8 protein-coding genes and 2 pseudogenes are annotated in these 12118 nt (G+C 68.7%); 5 read left to right on the top strand and 5 right to left on the bottom strand.

The window, feature by feature from the left end; all coding sequences use genetic code 11:
* Positions 1-9 precede the first annotated feature (9 nt).
* Positions 10-2715 (bottom strand): phosphoenolpyruvate carboxylase, encoded by a 2706-nt coding sequence (ppc, locus tag ABKF58_RS04775; protein ID WP_014085557.1) that lies wholly within the window; start codon positions 2713-2715, stop codon positions 10-12.
* A gap of 247 nt (positions 2716-2962) precedes the next feature.
* On the opposite strand from ppc, the gene hemC reads away from it, so the two are divergent.
* The 4 genes and pseudogenes from hemC to ABKF58_RS04755 all read left to right on the top strand — a co-directional run bounded on the left by hemC (position 2963) and on the right by ABKF58_RS04755 (position 6873).
* Positions 2963-3898, top strand: coding sequence for a hydroxymethylbilane synthase (hemC, locus tag ABKF58_RS04770; protein ID WP_482583571.1), 936 nt, complete (start codon positions 2963-2965; stop codon positions 3896-3898).
* On the top strand, positions 3895-4632 hold the full coding sequence (locus ABKF58_RS04765; RefSeq protein WP_482583570.1) for a uroporphyrinogen-III synthase: 738 nt from the start codon (positions 3895-3897) through the stop codon (positions 4630-4632). The genes hemC and ABKF58_RS04765 overlap by 4 nt, the downstream gene beginning before the upstream one ends.
* A pseudogene (locus ABKF58_RS04760) lies at positions 4611-5579 on the top strand (uroporphyrinogen-III C-methyltransferase); the annotation flags it as partial. The gene ABKF58_RS04765 and the pseudogene ABKF58_RS04760, both read left to right, overlap by 22 nt.
* 85 nt (positions 5580-5664) lie before the next feature.
* A complete protein-coding gene (locus ABKF58_RS04755; RefSeq protein ID WP_482583569.1) occupies positions 5665-6873 on the top strand; it encodes a heme biosynthesis HemY N-terminal domain-containing protein in 1209 nt (402 codons plus the stop codon).
* Positions 6874-7109: 236 nt separating this feature from the next.
* Here ABKF58_RS04755 and ABKF58_RS04750 read toward each other — a convergent pair whose 3' ends face one another.
* From ABKF58_RS04750 to ABKF58_RS04740, 3 genes and pseudogenes are all read right to left on the bottom strand, one after another.
* Positions 7110-7820, bottom strand: coding sequence for a pseudouridine synthase (locus tag ABKF58_RS04750; RefSeq protein WP_041702774.1), 711 nt, complete (start codon positions 7818-7820; stop codon positions 7110-7112).
* A gap of 141 nt (positions 7821-7961) precedes the next feature.
* Positions 7962-9806 (bottom strand): annotated as a pseudogene (locus ABKF58_RS04745) (sensor domain-containing diguanylate cyclase); the annotation flags it as partial.
* A 47-nt stretch (positions 9807-9853) separates the two neighbouring features.
* The gene (locus ABKF58_RS04740; protein ID WP_482583567.1) at positions 9854-10084 is read right to left on the bottom strand and encodes a hypothetical protein; all 231 of its coding nucleotides are present in this window, start codon (positions 10082-10084) and stop codon (positions 9854-9856) included.
* Positions 10085-10190: 106 nt separating this feature from the next.
* Between ABKF58_RS04740 and ABKF58_RS04735 the strand changes: the two genes are divergently transcribed.
* Entirely contained in the window at positions 10191-10688 is a 498-nt protein-coding gene (locus tag ABKF58_RS04735; protein ID WP_482583566.1) for a TetR/AcrR family transcriptional regulator, read from the top strand.
* Between the two features lie 37 nt (positions 10689-10725).
* Here the strand turns inward: ABKF58_RS04735 and alaC are convergent, their stop codons facing one another.
* Positions 10726-11913: an alanine transaminase gene (alaC, locus tag ABKF58_RS04730; RefSeq protein ID WP_482583565.1), complete on the bottom strand. Its 1188-nt coding sequence runs from the start codon at positions 11911-11913 to the stop codon at positions 10726-10728.
* Positions 11914-12118 lie beyond the last annotated feature (205 nt).

Raw genomic sequence — 12118 nt, 5'->3', positions numbered from 1 at the left:
CCGAAGAGCTCAGCCGCTGTTCCTCAGCCCGGCCGAGATGCCGTTGATGGTGAGGTGGATGGCATACAGCGCCTCGGCGTCCTCGGGCTGCTCGCGCAGGCGGCGCAACAGCTCGGTCTGCAGCAGGTTGAGCGCGTCGAGGTAAGGCAGGCGGATATCCAGGCTGCGCCCCAGCGTCGGGTTCTTCTCCAGCAGCTTCTGCTGGCCGCTGATGGCGAAGAACGCCTGCTGGGTCTTGTGCCACTCCTCGCTGATGCGGCCGAACAGGTTGTCGGCCAGGCGGCGGTCCGACACCAGGTCGGCGAAGCCCTTGGCGATGTTGAGATCGCCCTTGGCCATCACCTGCTCCATGTTGGACAACACCACCTGGAAGAACGGCGAGGAGGCGTAGGCCTGCTGCAGGCGCGCCAGCCCTTCGTCGCCGTGGCGGCCGAGGTAGGCCGACACCGCCGAGCCGAAGCCGTACCAGCCCGGCAGCATCACGCGCGACTGCGCCCAGGAGAACACCCACGGGATCGCGCGCAGGTCGCGGATCGAGTTCAGGCTCTTGCGCGAGGCCGGGCGGCTGCCGATGTTGAGCTTGGCGATGGCGCTGATCGGCGTGGCCTCGAGGAAGTACTGCATGAAGCCCGGGGTCTCGACCAGTTCGCGGTAGGCGGTGAAGGCGTGGCCGGAGAGTTCGTTGAACACCTCCTCGTCCACCGCGTGGCAGGCGTGCGGCGACAGGCTGGCCTCCAGCGTGGCGGCCACCAGCGCCTCGAGGTTGCGCGCGCCGATGTCCGGGTCGGAGTACTTGGAGGCGATCACCTCGCCCTGTTCGGTGATGCGGATGCGTCCGGCCACGCTGCCGGCCGGCTGCGCCATGATGGCCTCGTAGGACGGGCCGCCGCCGCGCCCGACCGAACCGCCGCGGCCATGGAACAGCTTGAGCTTGACGCCGGCGGCGGCAAAGCTCTGCACCAGGCGCTGCTCGGCCAGGTAGAGCTCCCACTGGCTGGTGAGGTAGCCGCCGTCCTTGTTGCTGTCGGAGTAGCCCAGCATCACCTCCTGGATCATGCCGCGGCTCTTCAAGAGCTGCTGGTACCACGGCAGCGCGAACAGCGCGTCCATCACCAAGGTGGCGTTCTGCAGGTCGGCGATGGTCTCGAACAGCGGCACCAGGTTGATGCTGGCCTGCGGGATGCCGTTGTCGAGGCGGATCAGCCCGGCTTCCTTCAACAGCAGCGCCAGCGCCAGGATGTCGCTCACCGTGGCGCAGTTGGAGATGATGCTCTGGGCAATGGCATCCACGCCGAATTCGCGCTGGATACGCGCCGCCTCGCGGAAGATCGCCAGTTCCTTCTCGGCCTCGGCGCTGTAGGTCAGGTAGGGCGAGTAGAGCAGGCGCGGCGTGGCCAGCTCGCGCAGCAGCACGCGCACCCGTGCCGCCTCGTCGAGCGCCACGTATTCTTCCAGCCCGGCGCGCGCGAACAGTTCACCCACCACCGCCTCGTGGATGGCGGCGTGCTGGCGCATGTCGAGCGGCATCAGGAAGAAGCCGAACACGTCGAGGCTGCGCAGCAGGCGGCCCAGGCGGCCTTCGGCCAGCAGGCCGCTGCCGTGTTCCCTGAGCGAGTCGACCAGCGCCTGCAGGTCGGCCACCAGCGCGGCGCAGTCGGCGTAGGGCTCGCCCAGCGTCCAGCGCCCGCGCGCCTCGACGCCGAGGCGTGCGGCGCTGGCCGAGAGCCGGCCTTCGATGGTGGCGAGCGCGCGGCGGTACGGTTCCTCGCGGCGGCTCTCGGCCAGGTCCGGCGAGGCCGCCGACAGTGCTTGCACCGCGGCGCTGACGCTGACGTGGCGCTCGGACAGCGACAGCTCGCGATACAGCCCGGCCAGCTCGTAGAAGTAGTGGCGGAACGCTTCCTCGGCCTGGCGCGTGATGGCGTGGCGCATCACGCCGGCGTCGACGTTGGGGTTGCCGTCGCGGTCGCCGCCGATCCAGCTGCCGACGCGCAGGAAGGAGGGCAGTTCGACCTGTTGCTCCCAGTGATCGGCGATGAGACGGCCGAGGCGCTCGTACAGCTTGGGCATGGCGCTGAAGAAGGTCAGCGGATGGTAGGCCACGCCGTTTTCGATTTCGTCGCGGATCGACAGCTTGAACGGACGGATCTCCGAGGTCTGCCACAGCGTCAGCATGACGCGCTTGAGCTTGGCTTCCAGCTCGCTTTCTTCTTCCGGGGTCAGCTCCGGCGAGTTGAGCTGGGAGAGGAACTTGCGCACCGCGCGGTGGCCGTCGAGCACGCTCTGGCGCTGCACTTCGGTGGGGTGCGCGGTCAGCACCGCCACCACCGAGGCGTCGGCCAGGGTGGCCGCCAGTTGGCCGAAGCCGACGCCGTCCTGCTTGAGGCGCGCCAGGGCGCCGGCCAGGCTGCCTTGTTGCGGCGCCGAGCCGGCGATCTGGTGGGCGCGGCGGCGGCGCGTGTGGTGCAGGTCCTCGGCGATGTTGAAGAGCTGGGAATACAGGCCGCAAGCGCGTACCAGCGCGGTGGTGGCGCCGGGCGACAGGCGCTCCAGCACCGAGCGGCTACGCTCGCCGCCAGTCAGCGCGTCGGCCGGAATGGCGCGCACCTCTTCGTATACCTGCTCGCCTTCCTGTTCGAGCAAGACCTCGCCGAGCAAGCGCTCCAGCCGCGCGATGCTCGCTCGTAGGGGGAGGTCCTTGTCCTGGTCCGTCATTCGTTTACTCCGTCTGTAGTGTGAAGTGTGAAGTTATTTTTGTCGCTTGCGGCTTGCTGTCCGGGCGCCGTCGCCCCGACGGTCGTGTGGCGTCACTCTAATTATGTCAAGAATAGTGCCATGTCCCCCGCCCTCCTGCTACTCCCGCGTCGCCCGCGTGGCCGGCTCACCCTTTTGGGCTAGGGTTGGCGGCCGGGCGGCCGTGCTAGAATCATTGGCAATCGTTTCCCTCTACAGGACCGCGTCCATGGACAAAATCGTCATCGCCAGCCGCGAGAGCAAGCTCGCCATGTGGCAGGCCGAGCACATCAAGGCCCGGCTCGAGCAACTCTATCCGCAGCTCGCCGTCGAGATCCTCGGCATGACCACGCAGGGCGACCAGATTCTCGACAAGACGCTGTCGAAAATCGGCGGCAAGGGCCTGTTCGTCAAGGAGCTGGAGCTGGCCCTGCAGGAAGGCCGCGCCGACCTCGCGGTGCACTCCATCAAGGACGTGCCGATGAACCTGCCGGAAGGCTTCGCGCTGGCCGCCATCTGCGAGCGCGAGGACCCGCGCGACGCCTTCGTGTCCAACCGCTACGCCAGCCTCTCCGAGCTGCCGGACGGCGCCGTGGTTGGCACCTCCAGCCTGCGCCGCGAGTCGCAGCTGCGCGCGCGCTTCCCGCGCCTCACCATCAAGCCGCTGCGCGGCAACGTGCAGACCCGACTGCGCAAGCTGGACGACGGCGAGTTCGACGCCATCATCCTCGCCGCGGCCGGCCTCAAGCGGCTGGAACTGAGCGAGCGCATCCGCTGCGAGCTGGCGCCGTCGGAAAGCCTGCCGGCGGTCGGCCAGGGCGCGCTGGGCATCGAGATCCGCGCCGACCGCACCGACCTGATGCAACTGCTGGCGCCGCTCGACCACGCCGACACCCACGCCTGCGTCAGCGCCGAGCGTGCGCTGTCGCGCGTGCTGGGCGGCAGCTGCCAGATCCCGCTGGGCGGTTTCGCCACGCTGACCGACGACGTCATCACGCTGGGCGGCTTCGTGGCGCATCCGGACGGCTCGGTGATGCTCACCGCCTCGGCCTCCGCGCCGCGCGAGTACGCCGACGCGCTCGGCCGCGCCGTGGCGCAGAAGCTGCTCGACGCCGGCGCCGCGCCGCTGATCCAGGCCGTCATCGACGAAGGCCAGGGCCGGTGAGCCCGGCCGGGCGGCGCATCCTCGTCACCCGGCCGCCGGCGCAGAGCGCGCGCCTGATGGCGCTGCTCTCTGACGCCGGCGCCGAGCCGTTGCCGCTGCCGGTGCTCGACATCGTGCCCGACGAGCGCGCGCTGGCGGCGCTGCCCACCCTGGCCGAGGCGGCCGACTGGCTGATCTTCGTCAGCCCCAGCGCCATCGACGCCGCCTGGCCGGTGCTGGCGCGGCGCAAGCTCAAGGCCCGGCTCGCCTGCGTCGGCGCCGCCAGTGCCGCCAAGCTGGCGGCCCTGTCCGGCCGCGCCGTGCTGCATCCGCGCGACGGCAGCGACAGCGCCGCGCTGTTGGCGCTGCCGGAACTGCAGCGCCTGGCCGGGCAACGCGTGCTCATTGTGCGTGGCGTCGGCGGCCGGGCGGAACTGGGGGAGACCCTCGCCGCGCGGGGTGCCCGTCTCACCCTGGCCGAGGTTTACCGCCGCGTCGACGGGGAGCCCGACTGGTCCTTGCTGGAGCAGCCGGTGGACGCCCTGGTGCTGACCTCCAGCGATACCGCCGAACGATTATTCCGTCTGGCTGGCCGCTCCCGTAGCCTGACGTTACAATGCCTGCTGTACTGCGTTCCGCATCCGCGCATTGCCGCCACGCTGGCGGCGCACGGCGTGACACGCATCGTGACAACCCAGGCCGACGACGCCGCACTGGTCGCCGGCCTCAGCGAATGGTTCACCCGTCACCCATGAACGAAATCCAGACTGCCGAGATCGGCAAACCGGCCGTGAAGAAGTCCTTCCCGCTGGCGCTGCTGGTGGCGCTGGCGGCGCTGGGCCTGTCCGGCTGGCAGCTTTACTCCACCCAGCAGGAGCTGGCCGCCACGCGCCAGGAACTGGCACGCCGTCTGGCCGAGTCCGGCGGCAGCGCCAAGGAAACCCGTGTGCTGGTCGATCAGGCCCTGGCCACCGTGCGCGCCAGCGACGGCAAGCTGGCCCTGCTCGAGGCGCGCGTCAACGAGTCCGCCGGCCAGTACGCCACGCTCAACGGCATGTACCAGGAACTGACCAAGAACCGCTCCGACTGGCTCTTGTCCGAGGTCGAGCACACGCTCGCCATCGCCAGCCAGCAGCTGCAGCTGGCCGGCAACGTGCCGGCAGCGCTGCAGGCGCTGGAAATGGTCGACGCCCGCCTGGCGCGCTTCGACCAGCCGCAGCTGATCACGGTGAAGAAGGCCGTGGCCACCGACCTGGAAAAACTCAAGGCGTTGCCTTATCTCGACACCGTCGGCCTGACGGTGAAAATCGATCGCCTGCTGCTGGGCGCCGACACCCTGCCCCTGGTGGTGGGGCACCATCGCCTGGGCAGCGCCAAGGACGGCCTGATCCAGCCGGCCCGGCCGGCCGCCGACGCGCCGTTCTGGGAGCGCCTGCTGGCCGACATCACCGGCAGCCTGGGCGAGCTGGTGCGCATCCGCCGCATGGACAAGCCGGAGGCGCTGCTGCTGTCGCCGGAACAGTCGTTCTTCCTGCGCGAGAATCTCAAGCTGCGCCTGCTGGACGCCCGCCTGGCGCTGACCCAGCGTGACGGCCAGACCTTCAATTCCGATGTCGAAGCCGCCAAGAGCTACGTCGAGCGCTATTACGACGGCGACGCCGCGGTCACCAAGTCGTGGCTGTCGCTGCTCGCCGAACTCAAGGGCGCGCCGCTGGACGTGGCGCTGCCGGACCTCTCCGCCAGCCTCAAGGTGGTGCGCGAGGCGCAGGGCAGCGCAGGGGTACGCCGTGAAATTCGTGCTGTGGATTACCGGCCTGTTCGCGCTCGCCGTGCTGGTGGGGCTCGCCTCCACGCTGAATACCGGCTACGCCATCCTGTTCCTGCCGCCGTACCGGCTCGAGGTGTCGTTCAACCTGCTGATCGTGGCGGTGATCCTGCTGATCGTGGTGGCGCACCTGGTGTTGCGCCTGATCGGCCTGGCCACCGGCCTGCCCGAGGAAGTACGGCGCTTCCAGCGCCAGAAGAAGCTGAAGGCGGCGCGCCATGCCCTGCGCGAGGCCGGCATCGCCTTCTTCGAGGGGCGTTTCCAGCGCGCCGAACGTGAAGCGGTGCGGGCGCTGGCCGACGAGTCGGCACCGGAAAACAAGGCGCTGGCCCTGTTGATGGCGGCACGCTCGGCGGCCGCGATGCAGGACCTGGACAAGCGCGACGGCTACCTGTCGCAGCTCGACGCCCTGCCGGAGCGGTTGCAGCTGGCGCGCCACATGCTCGACGCCGAACTGAAACTGGAGGCCAAGGATACCCTTGGGGCGCTGTCCGCCATCGAGCGCGCGCGCGCCATCTCGCCCAACCTGACCAATGCCCTCAAGCTGGAGCTCAAGGTGCGCCTGCTGCAGAAGCAGCCGGAAGCGGTGCTGGCGCTGACCGAGAGGCTGCTCAAGGCCGAGGCGCTGGAACCCGATCGTGCACGGCGCTACCGCCTGGCGGCCTACACCCAGCAGCTGGACGGTTTCTCGCAGGGGCAGGAGATTCGCGACTGGCTGCGCCGCGTGCCGGAAGTGGAGCGCAACAATCCGACGCTGGTCAGCCGTATCGTGGAGCGCCTGATCGTGCTGGGCGAGGCGGATTACGCCGCCACACTGATCGCCGGCGCCCTGGGCAACGACGATCAGGCTACTCCGGAACTCGCGCGCGAGCTGGGCCAGCTGGCCGAGCACCTCACCGCCGAGAAGCGCCTGGAGCTCTTGAAGGACGCCGAGAGCTGGCTCAAGCTGCGACCGCGCGACCACCTGTTGCTGCTGGCGCTGGGCCGTCTCGCCCTGGCGCAGCAGTTGTGGGGCAAGGCGCAGAGCTATCTGGAGGCCAGCGCCTCGATCGAGCCGACGCTGTGTGCGCACGCCGAGCTGTCGCGCCTGTTCACCGCCATCGACAAGCCCGAGCTGGCCGAGCGGCATTACCAGCAAAGTCTGGAGTTGGCGTTGCAGCAGGGCTGTTAAGCGCTGTCCAGAAGCAAAAAAGGTCGCCTCGGCGACCTTTTTTCATCTCTGGCATGTGCTGCCTCAGAGCCAGTTCACAATCTGTCGCGAGCCGCCCTCCGCGGGGTGAAGAGCCGCGCAGGAACCGGAATGTACCGGAGTACATGAGGATTCCTGCTCGCTGAGCCAATCGAAGATTGGCACCCGGTGCCCATGAGCCCCGATCAGGGATGCGCAGCAAGATCGGAAACAGGTTCTCAGCGGGTGAAACCCAGCTCGGTCAGCTCGGCGGCATCGAGGTGGCGCCACTCGCCTTCGTCCAGTTCGCCCAATTGCAGCGTGCCCAGTGCGACGCGGTGCAGTTCCTGCACGCGGTTGCCGGCGGCGGCGATCATGCGTTTGACCTGGTGGTACTTGCCCTGGGTGATGGTCATCCGGATGGTGATCTCGTCCACCACCTCGACCTGGTCCGCCACCACCTTCTCGTTGTCGTCTTTCAGAAACACGCCGGCCTTGAGGTGCTTGACCAGCGCCTCGCTCACCGGGTGCTTGAGCGTGACCTCGTAGCATTTCGGCACGTGCTTCTTGGGCGAGGTCAGGGCGTGCACGAACTGGCCGTCGGTGGTCAGCAGCAAGAGTCCGGTGGTATCGACGTCGAGCCGGCCCACGGCGGCGATGCCGAGCTGCGAGAACTGCCACGGCAGCAGCGTGAACACGCTCGGGTTGTGCATCGGCTTGTGCGAGGTTTCGTAGCCGGCCGGCTTGTGGAGCAGGATGTAGAGCGGCAGCATCAGGATTTCCCACGGCTCGCCGTCGATCACCAGTTCGTCGATGGCCGCGGGATCGATCTCGAGGCGGTAATCGTCCACCACCGCGCCATCGAGTTCGACCAGGCCGTGCTCTACCAGCTTGCGGCACTCCTTGCGGCTGCCGAAGCCTTGTTGTTGCATCAGTCGGTAAAGTTCCATGGCCGCGATGGTAGCACGGCGGCAGGGTGCCGGCTCAGCTCGACAGGCTGGCGGGGTGGGGGTCACCCCTGCCGGCGGCTCGGCCACGCAGAGGCGGTCGCGGCCGCTGCTCTTGGCGACGTAGAGCGCGGTGTCGGCGGCGTGCACCAGGCTTTCGGCGTCCTCGGCGTGCAGCGGGCTGCAGGCCACGCCGATCGAGACGGTGACGTTGAGGGTGTGGTCGAGCGCCTCGATCGGCCATTGCTGCACCACCTTGCGCAACTGCTCGGCCTTGGCGATGGCGTGCTCCAGGCTCATGCCGGGCAGCACGATCAGGAACTCCTCGCCGCCGTAGCGGCACACCATGTCGTTGCTGCGCAGGCTGTCGCGCAGGCGCGCGCCCAGCGTGCTCAGCACGCAGTCGCCGGCCTTGTGGCCGTAGGTGTCGTTGATGCGCTTGAAGTGGTCGGCGTCGAGCATCAGGAGCGCCACCGGCTTGCCCAGCGCCAGGGTGTGCGCCAGCACGCGCGGCAGGGCATCGTCGAGGTAACGCCGGTTGAACACCCCGGTGAGCGGGTCTCGCACCAGCTGTTCCTTGAGCCCCGACTGCAGCGACTCGATCTCGTTGAGGTGCTGGCGCAGCGCCTCGTTGGCGGTCTTCAGGCTGTGCTCCAGGCGCTTGCGCTCGCTGATGTCGTTGATGCCGGTGATGACGTGCAGCGTGCCGGCGGAGCGCACCAGGGTGCAGGAAATCAGCGCCCAGAATACCCGGCCGCCGGTGTCCTGCAGGCGCACCTCGTGATCACGCAACTGACCCTTGTCGCGCATCAGCGCGGCGACCTCGTCACGGGTTTGGCTGCTGACGTAGAAGTCGTCCACGGTGAGGCCCTGCGTGCTGCGCAGGCGCCCCTTGAACATGCGCTCGGCGCGCTCGTTGGCGTAGGTGATGACGCCGTCGGAGAGTCGGCTCAGCACCAGCGGGAACGGCGCGGCGTCGACTAGCTGCTTCTGGCGCGCCTCGCTCTCCGCGAGCTGGGCGGTGCGCTCCGCGACTTTCTCCTCCAGGCCGTGGTTGGCGCGCCGCAGGCGCTCTTCGGCGCTGCCGCGCTCGGCGATCAGCGCGCCCATGATCAGCAGCGTCACCGACTGGCTAAGCACCATCATGCCGGCGTTGAGCAAGGCGAGGCCGGGGGTGTCCCCGAAAAACACGCCACGGCCGCTGGCCGCGCCGGCCAGCGCCAGCAGCAGGATGCCGAACGCCAGCCAGTGCGCCGAGCGCAGCGAGATCCGTGCCGCGGTCCACATCAGCGGGATGATCAGCAGGTAGGGCAGCGCGGTGTAGAGGCCGTGGGGGTCGTTCAGGCCGAGGAACAGCAGGGCCGCCGCCAGCAGGGTGGCAGCGCTGCCCGACGCCAGCTCCAGCGGCGAGGCGCGCGCCGGCAGCGGGTCGATATCACCGCGCCGTCGCAGGAACAACAGCGGCGGGGCGAAGAACAATGTGCCGGCGGCGTCGGCGAGCCAGCCGGCGCACAGCTGCTGCAAGGCGGCGCTGGTGCCGGGGTAGTGCCACCAGGCCTGCGCCAGCAGGCTGCCGCTGGCGGAGACCAGCGCGGACAGGCCGACGCCGGCCCAGAGGAAGCGGAACACGTCGCCCAAGCGGTAGAACGGCAGGCGGCCCGAGCAGTGACGGCGGATCTGCATGCCGCCCAGCAGCGGCCCCACGGCGGCGCCCAGTGCGGCCAGCAGCGCGCCGGGCAGCGGGGTGCCGAGGATCAGGGTCTGTAGTGCCAGCGCCCCCAGCAGCAGGGCGGGCCAGACGCGGTGGCCCCAGCGGATCACGGCGGCCACGGCGAGGCCGGCGGGGAGCCACACGGTGAACGGAAAGGGATTGTCGGGCGTGAAGAAGTGGTCGATCAGCCAGCCGCAGGCGCCATACAGCAGTCCGAGGGACAGCAGTACCAGGGCGTAGCGGACCTTCTGTCTGGATGTGTGCGGCGAAGCGAGCATGCGCTTATCCCGGTTGCTCCTCCGTGGCAGCGGGGGCAACCATGTTGTCATAATCCGCCGAGCATATTGGGGTTGCGGACAGAAAGCGAGACTCGGCAGCGAAGAAAGTGCGGCTCTGCGGTTTCTACGGTGCCCGGGGTGTGGCGGAAAAAACACAGCGGCGGCAGCGGTCCCTCGTGCTGGCGTGGCGGCGGCGTGTAGTCCAGTGCGAGGCATGCCGTGAGCGCTTGCGATATCTGTTTGATATAGCGCAAGCTTTTTAGCATGATGGCCATCATGCTAAGGGGCATTTGAAAGGACGGCGATGCGTTATTCCCCCTCCACAAGGCCGACGTCCGGCAGCGAATCATCCGTACGGCGTCCTACCGCTTCCGCTCCGAGGGCATGGACGCGGTCGGCATCGCCAACCTGATGGCAGACCTCGGTCTGACCCATGGCGGCTTCTACAGCCACTTCCGCGACAAGGAGGCGCTGGTCGCCGAAGCCTGCCGGCACGGCTTCGACGAGCTGCAGCAACGGCTCGCCGGGGTGCTGGACGCGGTACCGCCCGAGCAGCGCCTGGCGGCGCTGGTGCAGCATTACCTGAGCTTGGCGCACCGCGACCGACCCGACGACGGCTGCGTGGCGGCGGCGCTGGGGGGCGAGATGGCGCGGCGCGACCAGCCGTCGCGGCAGGCCTTCACCGCGGGAATCGAGGCGCAACTGGCGCTGCTGCAGGAGTGCGTGCCGCCGGGCGAAGAAGGGAGCGCGCCGACGCCCTGCGTGGCGCTGGCGCTGATGGTGGGGGCGCTGCTGCTGTCGCGCGCGGTGAGCGATCCGGTGCTGTCGCAGCGCTTTCTGGAGGAGGCGACACGGGCGCTGGCGCCGCCCAGGCAGGAATAGCCGACGCGGCAGGGTGGCGCCGCGCCGGCCGCCGGGCTCAATGGCCCTTTTGCGGGATCAGGCCGTCGGCGCGGAACATGGTCTTGATGCCGCGCACCGCCTGGCGGATGCGCGCCTCGTTCTCGATCAGCGCAAAGCGCACGTAGTCGTCGCCGTAATCGCCGAAGCCGACGCCCGGCGACACCGACACCTTGGCCTTGTCGAGCAGTTGCTTGGAAAACTCCAGCGAGCCCAGCGCGCGGTAGGGCTCGGGGATGCGCGCCCAGATGTACATCGAGGCCTTGGGCAGGTCGACCTCCCAGCCCGCCTCGCACAGCCCCTTGTAGAGCACGTCGCGGCGCTTCTGGTAGGTGGCGGCGATGTCCTTGACGCACTGCTGGTCGCCTTCCAGCGCGGCGATGGCGGCGATCTGCAGCGGGGTGAAGGTGCCGTAGTCGTGGTAGCTCTTGATGCGTGCCAGCGCCGCCACCAGATCCGGGTTGCCGACCATGAAGCCGATGCGCCAGCCCGCCATGTTGTAGCTCTTCGACAGCGTGAAGAACTCCACCGCGATGTCCTTGGCGCCGGGCACCTGCATGATGGAGGGCGCCTTCCAGCCGTCGAACACGATGTCGGCGTAGGCCAGGTCGTGCACCACGAAGATGTCGTGCTTCTTCGCCAGTGCGATGACGCGCTCGAAGAAGTCAAGCTCGACGCACTGCGCGGTGGGGTTGGACGGGAAGCCGATCACGATCATCTTGGGCTTGGGGTAGCTGCCGCGGATGGTGCGTTCCAGCTCGGCGAAGAAGTCGACGCCGGGGATCAGCGGCACCGAGCGGATGTCGGCGCCGGCGATCACCGCGCCGTAGATGTGGATCGGGTAGCTGGGGTCGGGCACCAGCACGGTGTCGCCGCGGTCGAGCGTGGCCAGCATCAGGTGCGCCAGGCCTTCCTTGGAGCCGATGGTGACGATGGCCTCGCTATCCGGGTCGATCTCGACCTGGTAGCGCTCCTGGTACCAGCGCGCGATGGCGCGGCGCAGGCGCGGGATGCCCTTGGAGGCCGAATAGCCGTGGGTGTCGGGGCGCTGCGCGGCCTCGGTGAGCTTGGCCACGATGTGCGGTGGGGTGGCGCCGTCGGGGTTGCCCATGCTCATGTCGATGATGTCCTCGCCACGGCGGCGGGCGGCCATCTTGAGTTCGGCGGTGATGTTGAAGACGTAGGGGGAGGCGGTCGATGCGCGCAAAGCGGCGCTTGCCCGATGCAGACATGGTTTTTCCTTGAACGTAAGCGCCCGGAACCGTCCGAGCGACGTCCTCCCGACACAGGAGGTGGATCGATACTAAGCGTCCGGCATGGCGCCGTCCAGCGGGGACGTATGGGCTGTGGCGCCGCTGCCGCAGCGGCGGGTGGACCACCGGGCAAAAAAAACGGGACGATCGAGTCGATCG

It is taken from the genome of Pseudogulbenkiania sp. AW2-16 (genome assembly GCF_056824575.1).
This window is presented reverse-complemented; position numbering and strand designations above follow the sequence as displayed.

What these genes read in the sequence shown, in the direction of transcription:
- ppc (WP_014085557.1), bottom strand. Translation starts at nt 2,715, where the DNA reads ATGACGGACCAGGACAAGGACCTCCCCCTACGAGCGAGCATCGCGCGG.
- hemC (WP_482583571.1), top strand. Translation starts at nt 2,963, where the DNA reads ATGGACAAAATCGTCATCGCCAGCCGCGAGAGCAAGCTCGCCATGTGG.
- ABKF58_RS04750 (WP_041702774.1), bottom strand. Translation starts at nt 7,820, where the DNA reads ATGGAACTTTACCGACTGATGCAACAACAAGGCTTCGGCAGCCGCAAG.
- ABKF58_RS04740 (WP_482583567.1), bottom strand. Translation starts at nt 10,084, where the DNA reads ATGATGGCCATCATGCTAAAAAGCTTGCGCTATATCAAACAGATATCG.
- ABKF58_RS04735 (WP_482583566.1), top strand. Translation starts at nt 10,191, where the DNA reads ATGGACGCGGTCGGCATCGCCAACCTGATGGCAGACCTCGGTCTGACC.